A 25,110-nucleotide genomic window follows, 5' to 3' on the forward strand; every position below is an offset into this window, starting at 1 on the left:
CTCTGCTCGCGCTGTTTCATCTGTTCTTTGATGCGTTCGGCGAATTGCATGGTCACTTCCCCCAGGTCGTAGGATTCGGGCACGTCGAGCTCGGGTTTGAGGTCTCGTAGCAGGTACTCGCGTATCCAGAGCGCGAGAATACGCTGAAGTTCCGGATCGCACGCGAACCAGGCGCGCATCGCTGCGCCCAGCCGAGCGATGTCTTCAGCCGTCTCTTGCCGCTTGAGCCGGATGGTGGCGGCGACCACGTTCTTCCATCTTGGGCGAGGAGAAGAGGTGCTTGTAGCTGGCGTCGTGGCGGGCGTTCATGCCCCTATTGTAATCGGGTAGGGGTAAAACGCGGCGGCGTTGGGGCGCATCGACCACATCCTCGTCTCGCCGTCGAAGCATGGCGATTGCCTCGAACTATGTCTGATCGTTTTCCCGCATCCAGTGGGGAATATCCCGGCTGCCATGCAGAACGCGCCAGACGTCGATATGGTCGGTTCGCTCGATGTAGAAGATCAGATAGGGATGGCGCTTGGTCTGCCAGAACCGCAGTCCAGGCAAGTTCAACTCATGTGCGTAGCGTGGCGAGCCTGTCGCGGGGTGGCGCCCGATATGTGCCAGCGCCTGCTCGAGTTTGTTGATGAAGTCCAATGCTGCCGCAGGGGATCCCTCCGACAGGTAATGCACCAAGACGTCGTCCACATCCTGACGCGCCAGGTCTCGTAAAACGACCGGTTTGCTGGTCACGAACCGCTGCTTTGGCGTACCCGGGTGCGCAGGCCGTCAAAGTACTGGGCATCGGCCACGACGCTGGGTGCAGATGCCGCCCCTGTCAACAGGAGATCGCGAAGCTGCTGCCGATCCTGGTCCTTGCGAATCAGTTCGCGCACATATTCGCTGCTCGTGCCATAGCGCCCTTGTTCGACCTGCTGATCGACGAAGGCTTTAAGGCTATCCGGCAATGAAATGTTCATCGTACCCATATGCTCAATGTACCTCGTTTGACAAAATTTGTCACTTCCCCCAGGTCGTAGGATTCGGGTACGTCGAGCTCGGCGAAGTCGAGCCGCTTCATCCAGTCGTCGGGGATGCAGCCTTCGACGAGGTGCTGCACCACCTTGGGCAATGAGAAGAGGTGCTTGTAGCTGGCGTCGTGGCGGGCGTTCATGGCCCTATTGTATCGGGTAGGGTGTAGGGGCAAAACGCGGCGATATTGGGGCACTATAGGCTGAAGATGGTTACGTAACTAATTGATTTTATTGAATTTTTGATGCCGTTGAGAGGACTCGAACCTCCGACCTACTGATTACGAATTGACATTTGGGTTTTTCATGGAGCATTGAAAATCAAGGGGTTTCATTTTTTTTCCAATTCCGACAACGGGTTACAAAAAATTGGAAAACCGCGTTTTTTTCGGGCGGACGCCTTGAAAATCAAGGTTTTCCGATGTTACGCTACACCGGTACGCTACACCGGTACACGCATCGGAGAACTGACGTATGAAAATCAAGCTCACGCCGCGCATCGTGCGCGAAATGCGCTTCCCGCCGGACATGGCGGGGAAGAAATACATCTTGGTTTATGACACCGAATTGAGCGGATTCGGGGTTCGGCTTGCTGCGGGCGGAAAGAAAACCTACATCGTCGAGATACGCAAAGGCAGCAAATCAACCCGTATTACGATTGGGAATTGCGAGACGCTCTCACTTGCAGAGGCCAAAGAGCGCGCCCGCGCTACACGCTACACCGCGGATCAGGGCAAAGACCCGCGCAAAATAACGTTCGAGGAAGACGACAACGGCGAGTCTATCCTCATTGACCCCATAACTGGGCTTGAGGTATGGCATACCTACATCGAGGAGCGATGGAAGATCGGCGCATGGAAACCGCGCACTTACAAAGAGCATCAAGCCGTCGTGTATCCCGGCGATGGGACGCGACAGCGCGGCATCCTCTACGACTTGCTCACCCGCCCGTTGCACAAGATCGACCGCGCGGCCATCGAGGAATGGATGCTTGCCAACACCCACCGCAAGTCTTACGCGCGCCTCTCATGGCGTTACCTTCGGGCGTTCCTCAGGTGGTGCAGCGAGACCGACGACTACGCCGATTTGCTCGCCGATCGCCACCAGCCGAGCAGACGGGCAATAGAGGCGCTAGGCCGCCCGAAAGCCAAGCAGGACGCCGTGCAGAGGGAACATTTGGCCGCGTGGTTCGACGCCGTAAGAAACCGGCTTGCCGCAACAAACCCCACGGCGGCCGCGTTCGTTCAATTCGTCTTGCTCACGGGTTGTCGACCCGGCGAGGCGCGGGCGCTCACATGGGACGACATCGACACGCGATTCAAGACGATCACTTTTGCCGACACCAAAGCGGGCGAGTCTCGAACGATAGGGCTTACCCCTTACGTAGCGCAGTTACTCGACTCACTGCCGCGCACCTCAACGCTTGTTTTTGCGACACAGGCAGGGAAAAAGCTATCCCAATGCCACAAGCAGTTACAGCGGGTCGCGGAATGGGCAGGCATCGATTACGTCTCCGAGCATGGCCTACGTCGTAGTTTCGGCACTTTGGCCGAATGGTGCGACCTACCATCAGGCGTAACGGCGCAGATCATGGGGCACAAACCGAGCGCCATTGCGGAAAAGCATTATCGGGTTAGGCCGGTCGGGATGTTGCGGGAATTTCACGAGAGAATCGAAAAATTTATCATTGAGAACGCGGGATTGGCGGGGTTGTTGGATAACGGGCAAAGTAACGAAGAAAACGGGAACGGAAACGGGCAAAATAAGGGGCAGAATAACGGGAACGGGCGCAAACATAAGAAAAAGGAAGAGAGTTTGCAGGATTAGGGCAAAGGGCAAAGGGCAGAAATCCCAAGCGGAATCGGTATCAAAAAAGAACGATAATACAAGCGGAAACAGGGCAACGTAGTAGTTGGGCAAATGGAAAGAAGAATCCAATTCCCCGCCTGTCGCTCAATCAATGCCGCCTACCAGCATTTACGGAATTAGATAGTTGGGCGAATGGAAGAAAGAATCACCACACGAAACGGCCGGAGACATCCACCGAAACGGGGCAGCTTTTTCTCTTCCATTAGCCCGAACACGTTGCCCTAACAACCGTTCCGTCCAATAGACGCGGAACTGTAATTTATACCGTTTCTGGCCGATAGAAAATTTGCCCGTTTTTCCCGCATTGCCCATAATTTGCCCAATCCCCAAGGAAAAAAGACAACAAAAAAGGCGGCCAACCGACCGCCGCCTTATCTAAACCGCCGAAGAATCCGAATCAATAATCAAGCCCTTCTTCTTTACGGATTTTCGCAAATTTTCGGAGCATCAATCCCACATTTTTCCCACGGTTTGCCATATCGAGCACCCCCCGCTCAAGCCGCCGCACTTCATCCCAATTCCCCGCGCGGATTTGTTTTCGATAATACCGCGTAGTCATGGGTATTCCCCATATCCCAATCGTAAATCCTATGATAATCATAATGATTGCAATTGGCAAGCCTACGGCCGCCACCCCTATTCCGGCAACAGCGACCGAACCTAATGTCCGTAGCACTGGATCGTCCATAATGATCTCCTTTGCTATTGAATTGGTAATGATTGCATTGTAGCAATCCAATCATCCAATGTCAAGCAATCCTATTCAACAAATCTTTTCAATTTCAAAATGGAATCTCATCATCATTCCCTTGATTATCCCTAATCAAAAAATCTTCCAGTTTCGCCCCATTATTCAGTTTTTCCCGCAACCATTGCGGATACGTCCCGACCCCCGAATATACGTTGTTCGGATTTTCGGGATCGCGGTATTTCGGCGGATTCTTCCTTTCGCCACGACGTCGCCCGCCACCAGTCTTAGCCTTTGGCGTAACTAGCGTTTCAATAACCTGTTGAGGTTCCATCCCCATCGCTTTGGCCGCCCTTACAATTTCCGCTTTGAGCTTCTCCAAACGGTTTTTCGCGCGTTTCTGTCGTTCACTCTCGACGGCAAGCGCGAGTGCATCAAGCATTTCATCATCAAGTGCGCCAAGATCGATTAGCGACGATACATCTTTTTGCGTTTCCATTTTTGATTCTCCTATCTAAATCATCGTAAATGCGCCGTCAGAGCAATACCGATTGCCGCTCCAGCGCATAACGCGGCAATCGCTGTAATTGTAATCCATCCAACCATATTTTGCATTTTCGATTTTACAATATTCGATACGTTTTCGCCAAGCCCTTTTACCACATTTTGCGATGCGCTCTTGATGATCGCGGCCGTATTGTTATTGGCGGCCGCCTCTAATGTCTTAACTGATTCGATTAATGACGATTCGACAAAATCTCGATTTACGTCTTGGATTTCAACCATTGTTTTCCGCAACGTTTCGACCGCCGAAGATTGCTTGTCAAGCGCCTCAATTATCTTTTCGGCCGTCTCAACTACTTTGTCGGCCGCCCTCACCGCATCAGGACGGGCGGACGCGATGATGATTGCGGCGATCAACTGCCTTATCGCGGGGTCGTCGTCCCTTATGATCACGTCGAGCGCGGCACGATCGGTAGCGTCCAGCCTGTCCAATGCGGCGCGCACGATATCGTCCATTGCGGCCGCGCGGGATGATGTGGACGGGCGAACCATGTGTTGACTTCCCCCGTCCAAAACGCTATCATTAATCACGTCCATGTCATCATCGTTCATGGCTTTTCTCCTTTTCCTTAATGGTTGGCGGCCGTCGAAAAAAACTCGACGGCCTTTTTTTCGCTCAGCGAATGACGTGTTTTTCGAGGATCGGGAAAACCTCGCGTAAATGCGCCTCGATCATCCGATACTTGAGTTTATCTTTCAACGGCAGGTCTTTCACCCCTTTATCGCCGAAGAAAGAACCCAATGACTTATCGGGGTTAGAATCATAAATTGCCGTTAATTCATCCGACATCTTCGGCACGAAAAACGCCAAGTCTTGCTCGACAAGAGATTTTATCCCCTTGTCGCTTAGCCAACTATCCCGCGATACGTCTTTCGTCGGCAAAGCGATGATAATATCATCAGGATTGATTTCCGCCGTGCGGATGAAAGACTCCGCGCCCGCAATGGCTAACGCGGTTTGCCCGATGCTGTAGACCACCCGTATTCCCATGCCGTAATCTTCCGCCATCGTTGCAATCAATCGTTGCACGTCGGCGGTAAAAGTATGGGCGAAATTCGCGGGCGTGTTGATGACGATATCGGGCACGGTTTGCGCGCCGTCGCCTAGACTATCGGCGATTTTATCCATCAGCTTATATATCGCGTCGATACCAGATTTGGGGTTATTTAGCGATACCGATTGCGTATAGACATCGGGATGATTGGCAAAACGGGCGATGTAATCCGCGTTAGAGATGCTCCCATCGATCGACATGTCGCCATCGACCGCCAATACAGGCAACCGGCGGCGTAACAAAATGTAATCGGTAATCACCGATGACAAGTAGCTTTTGCCGATGCCGCCTTTGTCCCCATGGGATACGTAGATTGTAGCCATTATTATCTCCTTTACCGTTGTTTACCGTTTACCGTTTGCCTTTGCGAACGCCTCAAAGAATTTAAGCCTCTTTTGGCGTTCCTCGATAATCGCCGGATCATCGATCGGCGATTGCAACGATTGTAGCACATTACTTCCCGATTGCAAGCGTTCGACACCGCCATTATTATCGCGGCGCACATTGGATACATTCGATGCACCGGCGGCATTGTTCAATTTGTCGAACACGCCGTTTTTCTTCCATTCATCGAACAGTTCCCTTGCGCGGTTCTTTGATCGCGTCATCGTAACCTTATGGACTCCCAGTTGCGACGCAAGGGCGCTCCATTTTGCCAAGCCTAGGGTTATGGCAAGTTCCAACAGTTCGATATCGGGCGCGATTGCATGCGCCAAATCACACTTTTCCTTGCGTTGTTTCACGCGATCGACGATAGCGTCAACATCGATGTTATAGGCGTTCCCGTTCATGGCGGCGCTCCTTTGGGAAAAAACACAGGATAACCACAGTTTAGCATAAAATTAGCGCCTTGTTAGTTACTAGTTAGCGCCTTGTTAGCGCCCTGTTAGTTACTAGTTATCCGGTTGTTAGTTATCGGTTAGCGCCTTGTTAGCGCTCTGTTAGTTATCCGTTAGCGTATCGTTAGTTACTAGTTAGCGCCTTATTAGTTACCCGTTAGCGTCTTGTTAGCGCCTTGTTAGCATTTAGGCGTTTATCATCGTTTTTCCGCCCCCGCCTTCGTTGCCCGAAAACCTATCACACCTGACGCACCGAGACGCTGGCGCGTCTTCGATGCCCCCGATTGACCGCTTCGCTTTCTCCGATTCGTTTTTCCGCTTTCGCCTCAATCCCCGTGTTTTTCCGCTTTCGCTTGTCCGCCGCTTCGCTTTTCCGCTTCGCTTTCCCACATCGTCCATCCGCTTCGCTCCCCGCCACGAGCGCCCGCCGAGCCATCCCATATCGTTTTTCCGCTTCGCTCTCCCACCGCGCCTTTCCGCTTCGCTTCAATCCCCGCTTCGTTCATCCCGCCGAACCCCGCATCGTCCGTCCCCTTAGGGCATCCCCGCGCGTCTTGTCAATCATTGCCAATCGATTGATTTTGTGCGTCCAAGATATTGCATTGGGCAACCAAGCGCAGGTTTGCATTGGAGCGGACAAGATATAATCGTTCCGATTCCGTCCGCATCCATTCGCTCAACCCGTAACCTAGCCTAACCTTTGTCCAAGGGAAGAAATCTACAATTTACAATTTACAAAATAGGATAGCAATATTGACGGAATGGATCACGCATTGAACACTTGCAATTGACGATTGTCGCGTTATAATGAATCAATCAATCAATTGGAGATAATCGCCATGTTATCTATATCCCCAAAAAGCGCCGCATCGTCAAAAGCCGCCGAACAGGTATCGGACTACCTTGACGGCGAAAATGCGCGGGAAATCGACGACTATTACGCCGCGGAATCGGGCGGCGACGGCCATTGGCACGGCGACGCTAATCTTTTGCAAGCCCTTGGCATCGACCCCGCCATCCAATCGACGGGCGAAGACCGCATCGCGCTAATGCAGGGGCGCGACCCGCAAACCGGCGAATACCTCTTGCACTCCCGCGCATCCAGCCGCCGAATGGGATGGGACGCGACTTTTTCCGCCCCGAAAAGCGTATCCGTTGCATGGGGCACCGCGGACGATTCCATCCGCGCGGCCATCGAGACCGCCCATAAGCACGCCGTCCAGCGCGCCATGCAAGAGGCGGCCAGCATGGTATACACGCGCTCCGGTCATGGCGGCACGGGGCGCGCACCCGCGGGCGTAATCTGGACATCCCATTTGCATGGCACCAGCCGCGCCCTCGATCCACAATTGCATTCGCATAATTTCCTTTACAACATTACCCGAAATGAAAAAGGGGAATTCCGAACTATTGCAGTGGAAGAAGTTTACCGCAATAAACTATATATTGGCGCACTTTACAGAGCAGAATTGGCCGCCGAATTGAAGAAATTAGGTTTTTCCATCGAAGAGGACGGAAAATCATTTAGGATTGCGGGAATTGGAAAAGAAGTAGAAAAAGAGTTTTCCAAACGCCGAATTGCGATACTTTCCGAGGCAGAAAAACGCGGTGTTCACGACGCGCGCGGTATGGAGATCATCACCAAGGCCGGGCGCGCTAAGAAAATCGACGGCGTAAATTCCCGCGATCTTATGCCCCGTTGGCGCGCCATAGCAAAAGAATTGGGAATGCCGGAAATAGTATCAATCATGGGCGCGCAAAATGAAAGCAAAACGTATGATCGAAAAGAATTATACGATCGGTTGACACAAGGGCAATCAACGTTTTCGCAAAGCGACATAAAAAGGGAATTAGCAATCTATGCTCAACATTGCGGGTTAGGAATCGATTTTGTAAAAGCGGAATATCAAGAAATCTTGAAAGACAAAGAGTTGGTATGCCTAGACGAGAAAAAGGGAATATACAGCACGAAATCAATGATTGAAATTGAACGAGATATGATTAATATTGCGCGCCAGATGAAACGTAACATGGCGCACAAAGCAATTGACCCGACGCGCGCCATTGAGGATTACGAGCGACGCGCGGGGTATCAAATCAGCGAGGAGCAACGGGCGGCCGTAGCCGAGATGTTGGGCGGCCAGTTAGCAATCGTTCGGGGCGTCGCCGGGGCCGGAAAAACCACGGCCGCCGCGATTGCACGGGATGCGCTCTCCCGCGAGGGATACCATGTTATTGGGACGGCCATATCAGCCAAGGCTGCCCGAGGGTTGAGCGAGGCGAGCGACGAGCAGCTAACCATTGCGCGACTTGCGATTGATCTCATCGAGGGGCGGCGCAAGTTATCCAATCGGGACGTAATCATGATCGACGAGGCGGGCATGTTGGGTTCGCGCGCCACAAGATATCTATTGTCCGAGGCGGCCAAATCGGGCGCGCGGGTTGTGCTCATCGGGGACGAGAAACAGATACAGGCGATCGAGGCGGGCGGGGCTTTTGCGGCTTTGCGCCGCTATGCCGCGACGGGGGCGGAAATCACCGCGATCCGGCGGCAACGACATAGCGATCATGTGGCCGCCGTCCGGCTGGCGGAGCGGGGCGACATCGCGGGCAGCCTGGGCATTCACGCCAAACTTGGCAACTTGCGGATCGATACCGACAGGGCAAGCGCCATCGATCGAGTGGCGGCCGCCTATATCGATCTACGGCTTGGCGGGGCGTCCGCCGAGCAAATCATCGTTACGGCTGCCAACCGCGCAGACGCGGCCGAAATTAATAATCGCATCCGCGATGCGCTAGGGATTACCGGGACGGGCACCGAGATCATCGGGCACGAGGGGCAGCGGATCGAAGTATCGGAAAATGATAGAATCATATTTAGAAAGAATGACAAGAAAATTGGAGTTGCCAACGGAGACTTGGGAACGGTTGAGAAAATCGAGCAGCAAGGCGGCCAAATCATATTACACGTGCGCCGAGACCGAGACGGGGCGACAATCCAGATCGATACGGCGCAATATCAGCATATCCAGCATGGATACGCGATGACGGTACACGCAAGCCAGGGCGTCACGGTCGATCATGCGATTGCCTACCTATCGGCCGAATCGTCTTTGGCATCGCGGGAATTGGCCTATGTCCAATTATCACGGCATCGGGAATCGATCCAGATCATCGGGCACGCGGACGGGGTAGACGAGGCAGAGGCACGGGCAAGGATTGAGCAGGCATACGGCAGGGTAAGCGCTAAATCGACGACGCTCGATTACACCATGCAGCAGCAGCAAGCGCAGCAACAGGCGGCGCAGCAAGCGGCATGACTGGGCAACGGGCAACGTGGGCAAATTGTGGGCAAAATTATTTCCGGACGGAAACGAAGAACAGGACAGAAACGGGGCAACTCCTCGGGCAAATGGAAAAAGAAAAAGGCGGGGTTTTCCCCGCCTTACAATGAAACCTGAACTAGCGCTCAACCAAGCAATTCCTTAATGATTTTTCTAGCCGTCAATCCTTTGTCATAAGTAGCGAGCCGCGGATCGTCCGAGATGTATTTTTGGACGATTTGCTCCAAGTCCGATTCATCAATTTTTCCAATCCCGATCTTCCCCGATACGAGATCATCTATAATTTTTTGCGCGCAAGCGTAAAATACATCGTATTCCGCTTCGTCCATCGTCATCATTTCTTCGTTATTCACGGTTTTCTCCTTTATTGATAATTCTTTCCACATCATTTTGTAGATGGGCGAAAAACAAAACATCATTTTTTCGGCCGCCAAAAAGTGTCTCAGCGCGCGGCAAAAGCATTTTGTCGCTTTCTGCCAGCCGTATAATATCCCGATCATCCCGCGGCCATCCGTAGCCCATCGAGCAAATCGCTATTCGGATCGCCACGCCGGGGCGTAAGCCGTAGCCGCCAATGTCCCTTTTCCCGTGGCGGGCAATCAAAACGTTTGCCGCTCGATATATGTCGCTATCGGACGGCAGGGAATAGGTGTCATCGATCGTCATCATGATCATGCTCCTTGTTGTTTGTTACGCTGTCATCGTCAGTTACGCTGTCATCGTCATTTGGGCTTGGGTTTGATGGGATTCTTCTTTTTTCCATTCGCCCATTTTGTCATCTTCTTTGTATTTTTTAACATCTTCTTCCATTTTCTTTATCTTTTCTTTCAAATCATCATTCCAGTCCTTATTTACCGGCACTTCCCGTTTTATCGTCATCACCCCACATTCGCGCGCCAAATCGCGCACCTGTTGGCTCATTTTGTCGCCAGCGGGGTCGTTATCGAGACCTAGCACGATTTCCGCCCCGCGAGAATGGGCTTTTGCGATGAGCGATTTTAGCAATTCCTTTTGCCGTTCGCTCATTGCCCCGCCAATCGAAACATAGCCGACACTTGCATCGGTTTTTCGCAATTGCGCATGCGACATTGCATCAATTGCAGACTCGGTAATCACGATTTTTTGCGCTTTCGCGGCATTGGCGGTATACCACAATCCTTTTTCTCCACCAGCCGAAAAACCAGTAAATCCGCGATTTTTGATCTCGTAGCCGGTAATTATTGATGATACTTTTCCATTTACCACCGCCTTCCCGCGATGAGGGAAAATCGCATTTCCGCGATAGTCCGTCAACACCCGATCGGCAAATCTTTCGTCCCGCAAAATGCCAACTGCGATTTTGCGTTCACCGCGTAAATAATTGTGTTTTCCGTCCGTCGGCCGGAAATTACGCATGTCTTCCTGTATTTTTTCGAGGTTTTTTTCAACCACGACTTCTTTTTCTGTTTCCATTTTTTTCTCCTTCGGTCTTCCGACCATTTGTTGGTTGCTTTGGTTAACCCGAATCCCCGAATAATCACGCAGCATTTTTCTTACTTCACCAAGATTTCCCGCCATTAGATAATCTTGGCAAAAATCAATGATTGTTCCGCCCTTGTCATTCACAAAATCCTTAAAGACGTAATCATTTCCAACTTTTCGGACATAAAATTTCCCGCCATGTCCGCGAAGTTCGACCGAATTGGAATAGCGGCGCACAATATTGCAGCCATTGCCCACCATGAAATCGACCAAATCGATTTCGGTTTTGAATCGTTGCAGTTCTTCGTCCATGGTCATCTCCTAATGACACGATTAACAATCGACGATGACAATGATAGATCGCCATTATTGTCAATGTCAACCCCCTCTTGGAAATCTTCGCCAAATGGCGATTGCTCCTCGGCGGGGACGGGCGCGGCGGAAAACGCTGTATTTTCAACGTGTTGCGGATTTATATTATTTACTTTTGCGAAAGGCACGATGATTTTCGCGGGGCGTCCCTCGACGACCAATAGAATTTCCGGCCCGCGCCGTGTAATCGACAACCCCGTAATATCGCTGGGGTCAATAACAGGGGATTCCGCGTAGCTCGACCGATGCTCGATCCCGCGGACACCAATTTGAGTGTCATTCCGTTTGATTAAGCGCTTGCCAGAATTTACAGATATTTCATGCGCCGATTGCGCGCTCAAACGACCGTAGATAATAGTCTGCTGCACCGACATTTGCGCTCTTCCCGCGTCCCTGCCATATATATCGATGATCTGCGACGGGTCTTGGGCGGCCACAACCACACGCGCCCCGCGCGAGCGGCCAAATTCTTGCAATTGGCGCACAGGACGGCCAGTTTCGCGCCCCAATTGGGGATACTCGTCAATGATGATCCACGTTCCAGGCTTACTCGGCGGGATTTCGTTCATTTCCGATCCGCAAATGACACTTGCAATCGTTTTCAGGATTGCCCCAAATAGTCCCGCGCCCGCGGCCGAATACCGGGCATCATTTTTGAGGACAAGGATTGGACGCTTGGGGTTGCCCAAAATCCAATCGTGCAAAGAGATTTTCGATTTTGCAATGCGATCAGCATTAGCAATTTGATGTATCCATTGTAATGGCGAAGTCATATTTGTAAGGATGTTGAGCGTGGTAACTACCGGAATGCCCTTGTCATCCATTGTTAGGACGGATGAATTGGCGGGGTAGCCCTCGATTGCAATCCGGCAAAGGGGAATTGGGTCTAATTGCAGTATGCCAGACAGATCGGAAAAATCCCAATCGGTGCCCTTGGTGCGTTGCAAATACATTATGACACCGGCAAGCGCCGACCTCGCGCCATTGCTGAAAATCGGATCGCGGCTTTCGGGCACCCAAGCCGCGGCAATTTCGTGCGCCAATGCCGATGTATTGACGTCTGCCCCGATGCGCCATGCGGTATGTCGCGCGTCCCACGGCCCCACGATAAGCGCCAAATCCGAGGGAATCCATGCCGCGTAATCGCCCTTGGGATCATGGATGACGATCTTCTCGGCCCGCCTCTTTTTCGCCCGCGCCTCACGGATACGCTCAATTATCTGTATGATGATGGAATTGATCGTTACGGTTTTGCCGCTCCCCGGCAGCCCCAGGATCAGCATATGCCCCGTTTCCCGCCGCCTTGACAATACCGCGTCCCCGATTGCTATTCCCCGCCCCGTCGCTCGTATTCCGTCCGCCTCGATTGCCGCGATATCCCGCGCCGTCCCGATCCTTGGCCCGCGCACGTGTTGCTCAACGGGCACGCCAGCGGTAAGCGACACATAGATCGATACGGCCGCCGCCGTCGCTACAACGGCCGACACGACGATACATAGGCCGACAGGTAATGACGGCAGATTATGACCAACGACGAGCGCCAATGTCTCCACGCATAATCGGCGCACATCATCCCCGACAGCGACATTGCCGCTAATCGCCATTACGATTAGCCAGACAATCACCCATACAATCCCAGATATTATTATCGATTGTTCGGGCGGCAATCCGCCGACCCCGCGGTCGTTATCATCTTTTTTCGCGCCCATGATTGACACTCCGATTAACCATGCTATAATGCCATTGTAGCACATTCCATCGGAGACGCAACCATGAGATTAACAGCAACAATCGTAACCGCTAAAGAGGCAATCGTCGGCGCTTATCGTCGTGTTCGCCAAACCCGATCCGCGGCACGGGCACGAATCGAGCAACAGGCGCGGCAATTCCGGCGAACGAAAGGAGCAACGCGATTACGGGCGGCCATATGTTACGCGACCGCTATATATATCGGCACAATCGCATCGACCGGCGGAGTAATCTATATGATTGCCACGCTACCGTTTATCGCAGTTTGCATCGCAGGCGCACACTACGATATACGCGCATCGCGCCAAGAAACCCTTATCTAACAAGGAGATACACCATGTTTTCGCTCATCTTTCCGACCCGCAAAAACATTTCAAAAATTGCGGGGATCGACAACGCTAAAGCAATCGCGGGAAATGTTATTGATTTTCACAAGGCGAACCGCAAGGCATTGCGCCGATTGATCGCCGAGGCAAAACGCAAGGATTCCCAAAATGATAATACGATAAGCCACGAGGAACTCATGGCGGAATGGGGAATCCATGAGGGGAATCGAAAATTGATTATAAGAAATTTGCGATTGACACAATTTTTGCTTGCGTTTGCGATTCTGTTTGTATTTTACAACTACGCAACGCTAGATTTTCGGGATGTTGTAATTAGCAAAATTTCAATAACATTTTTATTTATCGTTTCGCTAATCTACGGGATGATTCAAATCGCGCTAGCGCAATGGCGAATCGAAATGATAAAAACACAATCTAATTATCAACCGTTTATTGCTTGGCTGACCGCCAAATCCTGATAAGGAGACCCATCATGTCTACCACCGTATCGATTCCCTCATCCGACCTTTCGGCACAAGGGATTCAGCAAATTTTCCCCCATCTGTGGGGAATAGCAACAGGAGCAACCTACGACACCGCGGGCGGCGCAGGCGCGGGCGTCCTCGCCGAAATGATGAAAGCGTATAACTCCTTTGCGGCGTTTGCCTTGGGGATAGTCGTTCTGTACATCATGATCGTCGGGATTGCGAACACGGCGCATGAGGGAACGCCTTTGGGCAGGGCGTGGAACGCCCTATGGACGCCGATTAGGATCGTCGGCGGCATGATGCTATGCGTGCCCGTAGCAGCCCTAGGCGGGTATAGCATATTGCAAGCGGGGATCGTTTTGTGCGTCGCCTTGTCGGTCTTCGGGGCGAATCTCGTATATACAAATGTTATAAATTACTGGCAATCAAACGGCACGATTTTGCCGGTCACGGCGGCGCAGTTACAGCCGGAGCAAGTCGAGACGATACTGCAATCGCAAATCTGCAAGCATGCGTATAATTCCCAATTGTCATCCATTGATCCGAATGGCGTATCAGCCAAAGTCGATATGTCTAATGGATACCGCATCACGTGGAGCAATTCCCGCGGCGATCCGGTTTGCGGCGAAATCGTCTTGGATTGCGCGTCGATTAGCGGTTACGACACATCCGGCATCATCGGGACACTCCGCAGCATATTTTCCGGCCCGCCGCCAAAATACCAGATGTGCAAATCCGTCGCGTCTCAATACGCGACGCTCGTCTCGGCGCTCGACAGCGTAGCGGCGCAGGCGATCGATCTTGATAATCCGATCAGCGACGATATGCGGGCGGCCGTGCAGGATGCGGCGCAGACATACTATAGCGGCGTTACCGCGGCATTGCAGGCGGCCGCCAATGCGGAGCGGAGCACAGTATCGCAGGGCATGGCCGCGGCGGGGACGGCGGCGACGGCGGACGGGTGGCTTTCGGCGGGGTCGTGGTTTTTCGCGATCTCCGCAAAATCGGGCGAGATCGCGGCGCTTGGCGATATTAAGCCATCATCATCGAGCGTCAGACCGCAGCAAATACCGATGTATGCAGATACCGTCGGCCCCGCCGTCCAGCGGGCGCGCGAAATCGTCGGCCGCAGCACCAATAATATAGTTAGCGTTACGACAGGCACGCAAGGCGGCCTAACACGCGGGGACGCAGCGAGCGATGATGCGCTGTCAATGATTTTCGGGCGGCCGCTAATCAATATGCAAGAGGCATGGAGAATTGCGGCCAAGGGGATCGATTCGGGCGATCCGATGCAGGCATTGGCCGGATACGGGCATACGCTCCTTGGCCCAACGGCCATAGGATTGATGACGGGCGTCAAACTTGCCGAAAAAGCCAAGATTGCGACCGACGTGCTCCAGGCCGCCGCGGTCGTTCCCGGTGGCCAGTTGGTCGCGGGCGCGGCGATGGTCGGGTCGGCCGGATTGGAAATTGGTATCAAGTTGGCATACGCCGCCATTACCGCGGTCATCGTAGGCGGTATCACATTGGCATACTATCTGCCGATGATACCGGCATTATATTGGTATGCCGGCGTCCTTGGGTGGATGGTCAGCCTGTTATTGGCCTTGCTGGCCGCCCCGCTTTGGGCAGCGTCGCATGCGCTGCCGGATCAAAGCGCGGGACCGGCGGGAATGCGAGCAATGCAAGGATACCAATTGCTTACAGGGGTTGTCCTCAAGCCGATTACCATGACAATTTCGTTATTCGCCGCGTATATCATATCATCATATACAATCAAATTGATTACGCATACTTTCGGGACGGCGATCGACAGCGCCATCTATGCGGGCAGCAGCGGCGGCATGGGGTCGATCCTTGGCGCAATCATCGCGCCGCTGATTTACATCGTCCTCATCGTTACGATTACAAAAAAATCGTATGACGTCGTTGTTACCGGCGCGGACCACATCCTTGGGTGGATCGGCGCAGCCACGGCCGCACTGGGGACGTCCGTCGCACAGGCAACCAGCGAGGCGCTACACGGTAGCGGCGGCGGGACGCAAGGGGCGCATGCCGTAGGTGGAGCGGCGGCAGAGGCAACGCGGGCGGTCAAGGTCGACGGACTACCCAAGGCGGGCGTAGGGAAAGCGGAGATGTAACAGAGGCGCGATCCCGATCCGATCCCATTCACGGCCGCGGAAAACGCGGCCTTTTTTTTTGCTCTACAAGATTTGACGGGCAAAAAAAAATCAAAATATAGCCATCTCAGAAATAAATCTCATTCTCAACTATCGGGGCAACAGACGGGCAAATACGGGCAAATTATTCTTTGGGCGGAAACGGTATTGCCACAACCCGCCAAATTGGAACGGAAAAGTTCGTTTGGGCAAATCATCGGGCAAATTAATACGGGCAAAATATTCTTTGAGCGGAAACGGTATTGCCACAACCCGCCAAATTGGAACGGAAAAGTTCGTTTGGGCAACAGCGGGCAAATGGAAAGAGAAAGTGGCCGCCGATTCCCCCGCTTACCGCTCAATCCAACATCTATCGGCATTTACGGTTTGATAGTCGGGCAAATGGAAAGAAGAATTGGGACGGCTTGATAAACAAAGCAAAATCATCAAATTGGCGTAACGATTTGGATTTGAGCGCGTTTTTCTTTTCCATTCGCCCATGATTTGCCCGTCCAACCATTCCGCTACCCCGATGTAGATATAGGCTGCTTATAGTATTTGCCCTTTGCCCTTTGCCCAACCCATCCCCGTCGAAGATGCCGAAGATGCCAAAGGCGCGAAGGTGCCACCGATTAGTGATTGGCATCTTCGCCCGCTGTTGCCCCATTGCCCCCTTTGCCCATCTCCCCATTCTCCCCTCTTTCCGCTCCGCCGCCTGTCCCCTCTCCGCCCCATCCGTCCCGCCTCTCCGCGCCGCCAATCCAGCCGTCCGTCTAGCAATAACTTGTTACACTTTTTTTCTAGCCTTGTCTTTCAAGGCTTTTCAATTCGCTCTCCGAATTGAAAAAACGATTTGGAAAAGCAAAGATTATTGAAAGTCTTTGTCCGTCAATGATTCCGCGATTAGGCCGCCCAATAATAAGATGATTTGCGCGGATTTCGGAAAGTCCAAGACGATATGCTAATCTACAATCATCGCCAACCGCAAAAGGAGCAAATACCATGGAATCGATCCAATCAAATAATGCCCGCGATGTCAAAATCAAAGAATTAATTAACGATTACCTAAAAACAGCCGTTACGCGCGGCACGCTAACCGCATCCGACTATTACGTATCCCATATGTCGGAATTCGACAAGCATTCCATCAACATTAGCGATTGGTATAACGCCGTAGGATCAGCCTATGCCGCCAGCCAGGCGCGGCAAATGGGCGTCGAGATCAGCTACTGCGGCCTGCCCATCGAGCCGGTTTCGTCTTGTGGCGTTGTTGCCATCGTTGTTACGGCGATCACGGCACAGGCACGCCGTCGTTACTACAGCAATCGCCCGAAGGGATAAGGAGATAACCATGAGCAAAAAAGGCAAAGGCAATCCATCGAAATATCGCGGCTTCCTTGCTCCGCACGAGTATGACGCCATCACGTCGATGATGCCACGCGCACGGCACAGCAGCCACCGAGAGGCAGCGCGGCAGGTATTGGTCAACGGCATGCCGACCACCGAGGCGGCCAAAGCATATGGCATTTCGACGGCCTTGGTATCGGCGAATATTCAATCGATTTTACGGGTGCGCAACCGATTTTTGCGGGCAATGGCGCTATTCAACAACGGCAATTCTAAAGGAGAAACAAAATGATGAACGGCAACGACAAAAAAATCCATCTCAACATGGACGATGCAGGGTATAAACAGGGGCAAAACCGCGTAATCGACATGGATAGCCCCGAATACGCCCGCGGGGAATATGACGTTGGGGATATCCTCGTCGACCGAAATCTTGGTCTTGAAATTGTAGTTACCGACGAGAAATCGGGAAGACCAGAGCCTGAGCCATTACCCATCGTTGGAGCGGAGCGCATGTTGCAAGTTTTGCAACGCGTAAAAACCCCTCTTGACTTCGTTCTGCCGGGCATTCGGGCGCGATCGGTAGCGTCGCTCATTGGAGCGGGGGGGACGGGGAAATCCATGTTGGCTTTGCAATTAGCACTTTATGTGGCAACAGGAATCGATACGATTGGGATTGAAACGATCCATAGACGTATGAGATCGACGCCAACACATGGAGCAGTCGCCTATATCTCGGCCGAAGATGACGCGGATATTTTGTGTAATCGCTTGGTCGACATCATTTCCTTTTTCAATCTTGATGACAAGATCGACGAATCCGATTTCGTGGAAAAAATGCGCTTGCATCCTATCGATAGAATCATGGATATTACAAATCCAATTATTCAAGACAGGATCATCAAAAGCGTTTCCGACACGAGATTATGTATCATCGACACGTTACGAACATTCAACGCGCTCGATGAAAACAACGCGAAAGAAATGACCGATTTAATCAACGCAATGAAAAAAATCATTGCCGAAACGGGCACGACAATATTATTTTTGCACCATACGAACAAATCAAGCGCGCTAAGCGGTAATGCAGATACGCAACAAGCCATTCGGGGTTCGAGCGTTCTAACCGATAACATCCGATGCCAGATAAATTTGTCCGTTATGGATAAAACAGAGGCGAAAGAATACGGAGTCAGCGAAGAATTTCGCAAGGAATACATGAAGATAAGTTATTCGAAAGTCAACTATGTCAAGCCCATTGAAGACCTATGGTGTAAACGCGGACCGGGCGGCGTGTTGCAACCAACTAATCTCGTCAAGTTACCGCCCAATGCCAATAACGGCAAAAAAGATAGAGATTCAGCCACCGTCTAAAAGGAGTAAACACCATGACTGCAAAACGTATCGAATCATCATATGCACGGTTTGACTATGCGCATCTTTTTGACGGCGTTTTCGTACCAACGAGCGGCACGAAACGCGGAAGACTCTTTGTCCCGCCCCGCACATTCGACAACGTAGAAATCTCATTCTACGGGTATGAGCAGCTCGGAGCCGACGACCAAAGCGTTTTTCTAGCCGTCGCCGCACAGCTTGGAATCGGCGGCGGCGTTGCCAAAAGCGAAACGCCCACGGGCGACGAGTTGCGGCGCAAGATATTTTCGGAAACCGTCGATGACGGATCGCGCGTGGCGGCTATCCGAACTTCGCTACGGGCGATTGCAAGGGATGCGGGGTATGGGGCGGGCGGTGTAGACCTGAAAATCGTCCATAAATGCCTCCACCGCCTTGGGTGCACTATTGTCAGGGAATTTGGCGCGTATGAGGCAGGGCATCGCGTCGACCGTCGATGCATGCTTTTATCATCAAAAATTGAGATTGATACCAAGGAGGTCGTTATCGCCGCCAATCCCAGGTTGACGCGCAGCATTTACGGCGAGCAGCAACACATCAAGGTTTCCCTCATCGAGCGTAACGCGCTGGAAAGCGAAGTGGCGAAAATTCTGCACGCTTGGCTTTGCGCCGTCGTGCGCCCCGGCGGGATACTCGGCCGCGACGGGGTATTGATAGATACGCTCATGCCGCACGTATGGGGCGCGCAATGTGCCGAGGCAAGCGCGCCCGTCCGATCCAATCGGCGCGCCCGCATACGAGACGCCTTGGTCGAAATCGCACAGCGGACAAGATGGCGAATCGATCTTTCCCGCCATCTTGTATACATCACACGACCAAAGATGATGCCACGACCCGAGTCCATCATAGCGGAGATACCGCCAGCGGCCAACGACAGCGATTAAACGCAAGCGCAAACAGCGAAAGTTAGCCAACCGCGCGTAAATGCGCGGTTTTTTATTGTTCGGAACAATCCATTGAAAAATTGATTTATCATACAACCCACGGAAAAGGTCTGAACAACCCACGGAAAAGGTCTGAACAACCCACGGAAAAGGTCTGAAAAAATTTTCATGACAAAAAGATTTTTTCATCACGAAAAACATTGGAAAATAAGGCTTTTTGCGATGACGATTTTCAACGCGAAAAAACCAGTCTAGTAGTATCTATAAACAACTACTAGGCGCGCGGAGCACGCGCCGCCCTTTGGGCGGCGACGTGCCCGCTTGCCCGCGGGGGAAAGCTTGGGTTGACTCTAACGTTAAAAACAAAAACGATTTACTAGAAAAAAACAAAAAATAATTTTCAAAATGAAAAATGTAAATAAAAAAACTGAAAAACAAAACTTGATTTTACAAAAGTATATTTTTGTTTTTCATCACGAAGGGCAAAAACCATCCAGCATAAACCGCCATCCGTAAAAACAAGAGCTTTCTAAGTTTAGAGAAGGGCAAATTGGGCAAATTTAATCCCAAAATAGCCATCATCCGCAAAATAAAAATTTATCGAAGTTTAAAGAAGGGCAAAGGGCAACATGGGCAAATTCAAACAACCAAGCGGAATCATCATCAAAAAATATATATCAAACAAGCGGAAACGTTTTTAGGGCAAATTATGGGCAAATGGAAGAAAAGAATGCACCGAACCCCCTTCATGGTGGAGCGGCGCAGCAACACATGTTACGGTTCCATCCCATTTCGCCCCGTTTTTCGCCCCGTCATGCCATTTTTCCGGTTCCGATCATGTCGTGGCATGACCAAGGGCAAAAAATCCCGTATGGGCCGTTTGCAGCGCGTCGGATACCACAAGGCGGGCGGACGGGATGCATTCCAAAGCAGGTTGTCAGACAACCAATGCGATTTAGCGCATGGTCAACCGGCAATTGAACGCAAGGGAAAATATGGGCAAGGCTTCTTCTTTCCATTTGCCCGAGGAGTTGCCCGTCAGCCGTTCCGCTGCCCTGATGCATGGATGCGGTGATGCCGGTTCCGTTCCAAGGTATCTTCGCCCGTTGCCCGTTGTTGCCCGTTGTTGCCCGAACGTTGCCCTCGTTGCCCCAACCGTTCCCCACCCCTGCCGCCGGTATCGGGCGACTTCCCCAGTCAACCCCCAAGCCCCATCCAGCCAACCCCCTCATTCCCGCCGCGCTTCGCCTCTCCCGCCCGCAGCTTGTCAGACAACAACCACAGCATGGGGCGGCCAAGACATCAAGGCTTTGGCGGCCAGAGCATGAGACACCATGGGGCGGCCAAGACGCTATCGAGGCTTGGGTTATCCAAGGCATGGGCGCTTGGGCGGACGGCGTAGGGACGATGTGGGGCGCACAGGACGCCATCACATGGAGCGACCAAGCGAGACACTATGGGCGACCATGGTGTAACGGTGTATGGGCGGCCAAGGCATCATCGCATGGGTTATCCAAGGCATAGACGCTTAGGCGGCCAAGACATCAAGGCTTTGGCGGCCAGAGCATGAGACACCATGGGGCGGCCACGTGTTGCATGTTGCGGACGGACAACATCAAGCCCACGCAGATCGTCCCGTGTAGCGCCGGTGTAGCAGGGGCAATTCAAGCACCGCTACACTTCCGCTACACCACCCCTTTTCCTGTATGACACAAACCGCGTAAGTCCTTGATTTTATTGGTGCCGTTGAGAGGATTCGAACCCCCGACCTACTGATTACGAATCAGTTGCTCTACCAGCTGAGCTACAACGGCATGGAGCGCGGCCTGGCGGCCTGGAAGAAGTAGCATTCTATCCCTCTCCCACGCGAAAATCAAGCTCACGCACGCCAATTGCGCAAACCGCCCTTCGCGCTACTTGCGCCACCACCAAAAGAGGAGCGAGAGCAGCACCGAGACGAGGATGCTGGTTGTGAAGGGGAGGTAGAACGTGAAATTATCGCGCTCGATGACGATGTCGCCGGGCAGTCGGCCGAAGGGGAAACGCGACAGCCACGGCCAGAGCACGGCCGCGAGTAGGAAGAGGAGGCCGAGCAGAAAGAGAAGTTTTTGCATCGTCGGCGCCCGGGGATGCTGGCGGAGAGGGCGGGATTCGAACCCGCGTCAGGGTATTCCCCTGAACACGCTTTCCAGGCGTGCGATTTAAACCGCTCATCCACCTCTCCGGCAAGCCTTGTATTATACCGAGGTTCGGCAAAAAACGCCACGCTCCTCGCACGTGGCTCGCCTTTTCCTCCAAGGAGCACCACATGGGACACCGCCTCTCCAAGATCACCACCCGCACGGGCGACGAGGGCACCACCGGCCTCGGGGACGGCTCGCGCGTGGCCAAGAACAGCCGGCGCATCGAGGCGCTAGGCGAAATCGATGAATTGAACGCCGTGGTCGGCGTGCTCGCAAGCGACACCACGGACGAAGACCTGCGCGCGGTGCTCGCCGAGATCCAGCACGCCCTCTTCGACATGGGCGGAGAACTGTGCCTTCCCGGCGCGGCCGTGCTCACCGACGCGCAGGTGGCGCGGCTCGAGGCGCTGATCGAGAGCTACAACGCCGACCTGCCCCCGCTCAAGGAATTCATCCTGCCGGGCGGCAGCCGCGCCGCGGCGCTCGCGCACCTTGCCCGCACCGTCTGCCGCCGCGCCGAGCGCTCGGTGGTCGCGCTCGCTCAGGAAGAAGCCCTGCACGCCGCCCCACGCCGCTACCTCAACCGCCTCTCGGACCTCTTCTTCGTGCTCGCCCGCGTCTACAACCGCCGCGCCGGCGTGCCCGACGAACTGTGGCGGCGCGAGCACAAAACGCCCAAGCCCGCGCGCGCCGGCGCCATGTTCCCCGGCGGGGAAAATTCCTCAAGTCCCGCCGCATGATGCCGTAAACACTCCTACCAAACCCAGTAAGCCACTCACGCAAGGAGAACCATCATGGCATCCGTCATCAACACCAACATCGCCTCGCTCAACGCGCAGAGGAACCTCCTGAAGAGCCAGAACGACATGCAGACCGCCATGCAGCGGCTCTCGTCGGGCCTGCGCATCAACTCCGCCAAGGACGACGCGGCGGGCCTGGCGATTTCCGACCGCATGACGGCGCAAATCAATGGCCTCAACCAAGCCACGCGCAACGCCAACGATGCCATGTCGGTAGCGCAGATCGCCGAAGGGGCGCTGGGAGAAATCACCAATGCCCTGCAGCGCATCCGGGTGCTGGCGGTGCAGTCGGCCAACGACACCAACACCGCCACCGACCGCGCCTCGCTGCAAAAAGAAGTGGATCAGCTCAAGCAGGAGATCACGCGCCTTGCCACCCAGACTTCATTCAACGGCAAGTCGCTGCTCGACGGCAGCTTCCTCAACCAGGTGTTCCACGTCGGGGCCTATGCCGAGCAGAACATCAGCTTCTCCATCGGCAGCACGAAAGCGAACGAGATCGGCGCCCAGATGGCCACGAGCAACGATCGCGTGGGCACCACCACCCAAGCCGTCAGCACCGCCGCCCACATCGCCACCGGCACCACGGACAACGGCATTACGGATGGCACGCTCACCATCACCAGTGCGCTGGGGTCGGCAACAGCTAATATTGCTAGCGGGGATTCCGCCAAGCAGATCGCCGCTACGGTCAATGCCGCCAGCGGCACCACTGGCGTGAAAGCCGTCGCCATGAACACGGTGAATCTCCAGGTCACTGGCGCAGCCACCGCTTCCGGCACGCTGACGATCACAAACGGAACAGCGTCAGCAGACATCTCCATCGCGTCCGGAGCCACGGCCAAGGACGTCGCGACGCTGATCAATGCCAAAATCCAGACCGGCGAACTCGGCGATCTGAAAATGAGCTTCGACGAGACCGCAGGGACCATCACGCTCCGCAACGAGACGGGCGATGATATAAGTTTGAAGACCGACGCTGCCTCTTTAGGTTTCACCACACTCAAGGCGGATGGAAACACGGTAGACGACACCGGCGTTACCCTTGCCGGGCAGGTGATCTTCCAGTCGTTGCAACCCTTCTCGCTAACTCAAGAGGGGGGGGCAAACGTCCTGGAAAACGATGCCACAGTCTCCGCAGCCAGCGCCACGACCGATCTCCTGGGCAACGGCGTAGCGGCGCAGACGCTCACCGTCACCGGGACCACCGGCAGCGCCAACATCTCGATCGATGCCGGGATGAGCGCCTACGACATCGCCCAGCGGGTGAACCAGCAAAGTGCTACCACCGGTGTGAGCGCCGCGGCGCGCACCGAAGCCAAGCTCTCCGACCTGTCGGATGCCGGCACCATCGAGTTCAAGCTCTCCGGCAAGCCGGGGCAGGATCCGGTGACCATCTCGGCGAAGGTGGACAACCCGAATGACCTCACTGCGCTCGCCAAGGCGATCAACGACCAAAGCGGCAAGACGGGCATCAGCGCCCAGCTCTCGGACGACCTGAAGTCCATCACCCTGGTGAGCGCCGACGGCTACGACATCAAGCTCGCCGACTTCCAGAACACCACGGTCACCGGCGCGCAAACGGTGAAGCTCAATGGCATCACGCTCAACGAGGGCACCACGGATAGCCTCACCGTGGCGGGTAACGTGACCTTCTCCGCCCCGGGTGCCTTCACGGTGACGAGCACCGATGCCAACAATACGATCATCGCCAATCAACAAGTGCGCGGCGATCTGAAGTCGGTGGACCAGGTGGACATCACGACGCAGCGCGGTGCCAACGAAGCGCTCAAGATCGTGGATGGGGCGCTCGCCTACGTCGATAACCTGCGGGCCGACCTCGGCGCGATCCAGAACCGCTTTAGCTCCGTGGTCTCGAGCAACCAGGTGACGAGCGAAAACGTGGCGGCCGCCCGCTCGCGGGTGCAGGACGCCGACTTCGCCGCCGAGACGGCGAACCTGTCGCGGGCGCAAATCCTGCAGCAGGCCGGTACCGCCATGCTCGCGCAGGCGAACGCCTCGACGCAGAACGTGCTGACGCTCCTGCGCTGATGATCGGGGCTTGACACGGGCGGCGCAGGGTCTAGCATGATCCCTGGCGCCGCCCGTTCCCCTTGGGGAGACTCACCATGAACGTCCCGATTTCTTCCGTATCTCTGCCGCAGGGCGCCGCGAGCACGGTGGTGACCGAGCCGCCGCGCCAGCCGGCGTCTTCCGCTGCCTCCACAACGGATACGGCAGCAGCCACCACGACGAGCGCGGTCGATACCACCCCGGCAGATAGGACCGCCACTACCGCCCAATCTTCCGCCATCGACCGCGACACGCTGCAGGGCGCGGTCGACCGGGTACAAAAGGCGGTGGAGACGCTCTCCAGCGCCGGCATCCAGTTCACCATCGACCAGGATTTCAACCGCATGGTGGTACAGGTGGTGGATACTTCCACCAAGGAAGTGATCCGGCAGATTCCGCCCAAGGAGATGCTGGAGATCGCCCAGGCGCTCGACAAGCTCCAGGGTCTGCTCGTGCATCAGAAAGCCTGAGGAGACGGCC

Annotated in this window: 28 protein-coding genes and 3 tRNA genes; 13 read left to right on the top strand and 18 right to left on the bottom strand. The window is 54.1% G+C overall.

What is annotated here, in order from left to right:
• The 6 genes from H607_RS13790 to H607_RS13340 all read right to left on the bottom strand — a co-directional run.
• A partial coding sequence (locus tag H607_RS13790; RefSeq protein ID WP_211218515.1) for a hypothetical protein occupies nt 1-248 on the bottom strand: 248 nt, incomplete at its 3' end.
• Nucleotides 205-390 carry a hypothetical protein gene (locus tag H607_RS13490; RefSeq protein WP_169393596.1) on the bottom strand — a complete coding sequence of 62 codons (186 nt, stop codon included), beginning with the start codon at nt 388-390 and terminating at the stop codon, nt 205-207. The genes H607_RS13790 and H607_RS13490, both read right to left, overlap by 44 nt.
• Nucleotides 391-405: 15 nt before the next feature.
• On the bottom strand, nt 406-735 hold the full coding sequence (locus tag H607_RS0107990; protein WP_028875010.1) for a type II toxin-antitoxin system RelE/ParE family toxin: 330 nt from the start codon (nt 733-735) through the stop codon (nt 406-408).
• Complete coding sequence (locus H607_RS0107995) at nt 732-971, bottom strand: type II toxin-antitoxin system ParD family antitoxin (RefSeq protein WP_083961990.1); 240 nt, start codon at nt 969-971, stop codon at nt 732-734. The genes H607_RS0107990 and H607_RS0107995 overlap by 4 nt, the downstream gene beginning before the upstream one ends.
• Nucleotides 959-1,156 carry a hypothetical protein gene (locus tag H607_RS0108000; protein ID WP_028875012.1) on the bottom strand — a complete coding sequence of 66 codons (198 nt, stop codon included), beginning with the start codon at nt 1,154-1,156 and terminating at the stop codon, nt 959-961. Before H607_RS0108000 ends, H607_RS0107995 begins: the two co-directional genes overlap by 13 nt.
• Before the next feature lie 103 nt (nt 1,157-1,259).
• Nucleotides 1,260-1,371: transfer RNA gene (locus H607_RS13340), tRNA-OTHER, on the bottom strand.
• A 116-nt stretch (nt 1,372-1,487) separates the two neighbouring features.
• On the opposite strand from H607_RS13340, the gene H607_RS12225 reads away from it, so the two are divergent.
• Nucleotides 1,488-2,840 carry a tyrosine-type recombinase/integrase gene (locus H607_RS12225; protein ID WP_051240763.1) on the top strand — a complete coding sequence of 451 codons (1,353 nt, stop codon included), beginning with the start codon at nt 1,488-1,490 and terminating at the stop codon, nt 2,838-2,840.
• A gap of 439 nt (nt 2,841-3,279) precedes the next feature.
• Here the strand turns inward: H607_RS12225 and H607_RS13345 are convergent, their stop codons facing one another.
• The 5 genes from H607_RS13345 to H607_RS0108030 all read right to left on the bottom strand — a co-directional run bounded on the left by H607_RS13345 (nt 3,280) and on the right by H607_RS0108030 (nt 5,980).
• Complete coding sequence (locus H607_RS13345; RefSeq protein WP_028875013.1) at nt 3,280-3,570, bottom strand: hypothetical protein; 291 nt, start codon at nt 3,568-3,570, stop codon at nt 3,280-3,282.
• A 94-nt stretch (nt 3,571-3,664) separates the two neighbouring features.
• A complete protein-coding gene (locus tag H607_RS13140) occupies nt 3,665-4,069 on the bottom strand; it encodes an H-NS histone family protein (RefSeq protein WP_083961991.1) in 405 nt (134 codons plus the stop codon).
• Nucleotides 4,070-4,089: 20 nt separating this feature from the next.
• Nucleotides 4,090-4,686, bottom strand: a complete 597-nt coding sequence (locus tag H607_RS0108020; RefSeq protein ID WP_028875014.1) for a hypothetical protein — start codon at nt 4,684-4,686, stop codon at nt 4,090-4,092.
• Between the two features lie 64 nt (nt 4,687-4,750).
• The gene (locus H607_RS0108025; protein ID WP_028875015.1) at nt 4,751-5,512 is read right to left on the bottom strand and encodes a hypothetical protein; all 762 of its coding nucleotides are present in this window, start codon (nt 5,510-5,512) and stop codon (nt 4,751-4,753) included.
• A gap of 21 nt (nt 5,513-5,533) precedes the next feature.
• Nucleotides 5,534-5,980, bottom strand: coding sequence for a hypothetical protein (locus H607_RS0108030; RefSeq protein ID WP_028875016.1), 447 nt, complete (start codon nt 5,978-5,980; stop codon nt 5,534-5,536).
• Nucleotides 5,981-6,822: 842 nt separating this feature from the next.
• On the opposite strand from H607_RS0108030, the gene mobF reads away from it, so the two are divergent.
• Entirely contained in the window at nt 6,823-9,348 is a 2,526-nt protein-coding gene (gene mobF, locus H607_RS12915; protein ID WP_157381278.1) for a MobF family relaxase, read from the top strand.
• A 149-nt stretch (nt 9,349-9,497) separates the two neighbouring features.
• Here mobF and H607_RS13350 read toward each other — a convergent pair whose 3' ends face one another.
• From H607_RS13350 to H607_RS0108050, 4 genes are read right to left on the bottom strand one after another with little or no spacing between them, the layout of a single operon-like run.
• Complete coding sequence (locus tag H607_RS13350) at nt 9,498-9,725, bottom strand: hypothetical protein (RefSeq protein WP_157381279.1); 228 nt, start codon at nt 9,723-9,725, stop codon at nt 9,498-9,500.
• On the bottom strand, nt 9,718-10,041 hold the full coding sequence (locus H607_RS13355; RefSeq protein ID WP_157381280.1) for a hypothetical protein: 324 nt from the start codon (nt 10,039-10,041) through the stop codon (nt 9,718-9,720). The genes H607_RS13350 and H607_RS13355 overlap by 8 nt, the downstream gene beginning before the upstream one ends.
• Before the next feature lie 39 nt (nt 10,042-10,080).
• Nucleotides 10,081-11,145, bottom strand: coding sequence for a toprim domain-containing protein (locus H607_RS0108045; protein WP_169393597.1), 1,065 nt, complete (start codon nt 11,143-11,145; stop codon nt 10,081-10,083).
• A gap of 2 nt (nt 11,146-11,147) precedes the next feature.
• Complete coding sequence (locus H607_RS0108050; RefSeq protein WP_028875020.1) at nt 11,148-12,914, bottom strand: type IV secretion system DNA-binding domain-containing protein; 1,767 nt, start codon at nt 12,912-12,914, stop codon at nt 11,148-11,150.
• 377 nt (nt 12,915-13,291) lie between these two features.
• On the opposite strand from H607_RS0108050, the gene H607_RS0108055 reads away from it, so the two are divergent.
• The 8 genes from H607_RS0108055 (at nt 13,292) to H607_RS13365 (ending at nt 20,649) form a co-directional block, all read left to right on the top strand.
• Nucleotides 13,292-13,759 carry a hypothetical protein gene (locus H607_RS0108055; protein WP_028875021.1) on the top strand — a complete coding sequence of 156 codons (468 nt, stop codon included), beginning with the start codon at nt 13,292-13,294 and terminating at the stop codon, nt 13,757-13,759.
• Between the two features lie 14 nt (nt 13,760-13,773).
• The gene (locus H607_RS12235) at nt 13,774-15,912 is read left to right on the top strand and encodes a DotA/TraY family protein (protein ID WP_037990078.1); all 2,139 of its coding nucleotides are present in this window, start codon (nt 13,774-13,776) and stop codon (nt 15,910-15,912) included.
• A gap of 72 nt (nt 15,913-15,984) precedes the next feature.
• Nucleotides 15,985-16,359, top strand: a complete 375-nt coding sequence (locus tag H607_RS13360) for a hypothetical protein (protein WP_157381281.1) — start codon at nt 15,985-15,987, stop codon at nt 16,357-16,359.
• Between the two features lie 573 nt (nt 16,360-16,932).
• Complete coding sequence (locus H607_RS0108065) at nt 16,933-17,271, top strand: hypothetical protein (protein WP_028875022.1); 339 nt, start codon at nt 16,933-16,935, stop codon at nt 17,269-17,271.
• A gap of 10 nt (nt 17,272-17,281) precedes the next feature.
• On the top strand, nt 17,282-17,569 hold the full coding sequence (locus H607_RS0108070) for a hypothetical protein (RefSeq protein WP_028875023.1): 288 nt from the start codon (nt 17,282-17,284) through the stop codon (nt 17,567-17,569).
• The gene (locus H607_RS12240) at nt 17,566-18,651 is read left to right on the top strand and encodes a helicase RepA family protein (protein ID WP_051240764.1); all 1,086 of its coding nucleotides are present in this window, start codon (nt 17,566-17,568) and stop codon (nt 18,649-18,651) included. The genes H607_RS0108070 and H607_RS12240 overlap by 4 nt, the downstream gene beginning before the upstream one ends.
• A 14-nt stretch (nt 18,652-18,665) precedes the next feature.
• The gene (gene repC / locus H607_RS12245; RefSeq protein WP_051240765.1) at nt 18,666-19,574 is read left to right on the top strand and encodes a replication protein C, IncQ-type; all 909 of its coding nucleotides are present in this window, start codon (nt 18,666-18,668) and stop codon (nt 19,572-19,574) included.
• A 550-nt stretch (nt 19,575-20,124) separates the two neighbouring features.
• The gene (locus H607_RS13365) at nt 20,125-20,649 is read left to right on the top strand and encodes a hypothetical protein (RefSeq protein ID WP_157381282.1); all 525 of its coding nucleotides are present in this window, start codon (nt 20,125-20,127) and stop codon (nt 20,647-20,649) included.
• 663 nt (nt 20,650-21,312) lie between these two features.
• Here the strand turns inward: H607_RS13365 and H607_RS0108085 are convergent.
• From H607_RS0108085 to H607_RS0108095, 3 genes are all read right to left on the bottom strand, one after another.
• Nucleotides 21,313-21,388 (bottom strand) — tRNA-Thr (locus H607_RS0108085).
• 99 nt (nt 21,389-21,487) lie between these two features.
• Nucleotides 21,488-21,688, bottom strand: a complete 201-nt coding sequence (locus tag H607_RS0108090) for a DUF2905 domain-containing protein (protein WP_028875024.1) — start codon at nt 21,686-21,688, stop codon at nt 21,488-21,490.
• Between the two features lie 19 nt (nt 21,689-21,707).
• Nucleotides 21,708-21,798: transfer RNA gene (locus H607_RS0108095), tRNA-Ser, on the bottom strand.
• A gap of 84 nt (nt 21,799-21,882) precedes the next feature.
• Here H607_RS0108095 and H607_RS12250 point away from each other — a divergent pair.
• From H607_RS12250 to H607_RS12920, 3 genes are all read left to right on the top strand, one after another.
• Nucleotides 21,883-22,497, top strand: coding sequence for a cob(I)yrinic acid a,c-diamide adenosyltransferase (locus H607_RS12250; RefSeq protein ID WP_083961994.1), 615 nt, complete (start codon nt 21,883-21,885; stop codon nt 22,495-22,497).
• A gap of 54 nt (nt 22,498-22,551) precedes the next feature.
• The gene (locus H607_RS0108105) at nt 22,552-24,609 is read left to right on the top strand and encodes a flagellin N-terminal helical domain-containing protein (RefSeq protein ID WP_028875025.1); all 2,058 of its coding nucleotides are present in this window, start codon (nt 22,552-22,554) and stop codon (nt 24,607-24,609) included.
• A 77-nt stretch (nt 24,610-24,686) separates the two neighbouring features.
• The gene (locus tag H607_RS12920) at nt 24,687-25,100 is read left to right on the top strand and encodes a flagellar protein FlaG (RefSeq protein WP_051240766.1); all 414 of its coding nucleotides are present in this window, start codon (nt 24,687-24,689) and stop codon (nt 25,098-25,100) included.
• Nucleotides 25,101-25,110 lie beyond the last annotated feature (10 nt).

It is taken from the genome of Tepidiphilus margaritifer DSM 15129, from assembly GCF_000425565.1.
Taxonomy (GTDB): domain Bacteria; phylum Pseudomonadota; class Gammaproteobacteria; order Burkholderiales; family Rhodocyclaceae; genus Tepidiphilus; species Tepidiphilus margaritifer.

Coding starts and splice junctions, on each gene's coding strand:
- H607_RS13490 (WP_169393596.1), bottom strand. CDS start 390: ATGCTTCGACGGCGAGACGAGGATGTGGTCGATGCGCCCCAACGCCGC.
- H607_RS0107995 (WP_083961990.1), bottom strand. CDS start 971: ATGGGTACGATGAACATTTCATTGCCGGATAGCCTTAAAGCCTTCGTC.
- H607_RS0108000 (WP_028875012.1), bottom strand. CDS start 1,156: ATGAACGCCCGCCACGACGCCAGCTACAAGCACCTCTTCTCATTGCCC.
- H607_RS12225 (WP_051240763.1), top strand. CDS start 1,488: ATGAAAATCAAGCTCACGCCGCGCATCGTGCGCGAAATGCGCTTCCCG.
- H607_RS13345 (WP_028875013.1), bottom strand. CDS start 3,570: ATGGACGATCCAGTGCTACGGACATTAGGTTCGGTCGCTGTTGCCGGA.
- H607_RS13140 (WP_083961991.1), bottom strand. CDS start 4,069: ATGGAAACGCAAAAAGATGTATCGTCGCTAATCGATCTTGGCGCACTT.
- H607_RS0108020 (WP_028875014.1), bottom strand. CDS start 4,686: ATGAACGATGATGACATGGACGTGATTAATGATAGCGTTTTGGACGGG.
- H607_RS0108025 (WP_028875015.1), bottom strand. CDS start 5,512: ATGGCTACAATCTACGTATCCCATGGGGACAAAGGCGGCATCGGCAAA.
- H607_RS0108030 (WP_028875016.1), bottom strand. CDS start 5,980: ATGAACGGGAACGCCTATAACATCGATGTTGACGCTATCGTCGATCGC.
- H607_RS13355 (WP_157381280.1), bottom strand. CDS start 10,041: ATGATGACGATCGATGACACCTATTCCCTGCCGTCCGATAGCGACATA.
- H607_RS0108045 (WP_169393597.1), bottom strand. CDS start 11,145: ATGGACGAAGAACTGCAACGATTCAAAACCGAAATCGATTTGGTCGAT.
- H607_RS0108050 (WP_028875020.1), bottom strand. CDS start 12,914: ATGGGCGCGAAAAAAGATGATAACGACCGCGGGGTCGGCGGATTGCCG.
- H607_RS0108055 (WP_028875021.1), top strand. CDS start 13,292: ATGTTTTCGCTCATCTTTCCGACCCGCAAAAACATTTCAAAAATTGCG.
- H607_RS12235 (WP_037990078.1), top strand. CDS start 13,774: ATGTCTACCACCGTATCGATTCCCTCATCCGACCTTTCGGCACAAGGG.
- H607_RS0108065 (WP_028875022.1), top strand. CDS start 16,933: ATGGAATCGATCCAATCAAATAATGCCCGCGATGTCAAAATCAAAGAA.
- H607_RS0108070 (WP_028875023.1), top strand. CDS start 17,282: ATGAGCAAAAAAGGCAAAGGCAATCCATCGAAATATCGCGGCTTCCTT.
- H607_RS12240 (WP_051240764.1), top strand. CDS start 17,566: ATGATGAACGGCAACGACAAAAAAATCCATCTCAACATGGACGATGCA.
- repC (WP_051240765.1), top strand. CDS start 18,666: ATGACTGCAAAACGTATCGAATCATCATATGCACGGTTTGACTATGCG.
- H607_RS0108090 (WP_028875024.1), bottom strand. CDS start 21,688: ATGCAAAAACTTCTCTTTCTGCTCGGCCTCCTCTTCCTACTCGCGGCC.
- H607_RS12250 (WP_083961994.1), top strand. CDS start 21,883: ATGGGACACCGCCTCTCCAAGATCACCACCCGCACGGGCGACGAGGGC.
- H607_RS0108105 (WP_028875025.1), top strand. CDS start 22,552: ATGGCATCCGTCATCAACACCAACATCGCCTCGCTCAACGCGCAGAGG.
- H607_RS12920 (WP_051240766.1), top strand. CDS start 24,687: ATGAACGTCCCGATTTCTTCCGTATCTCTGCCGCAGGGCGCCGCGAGC.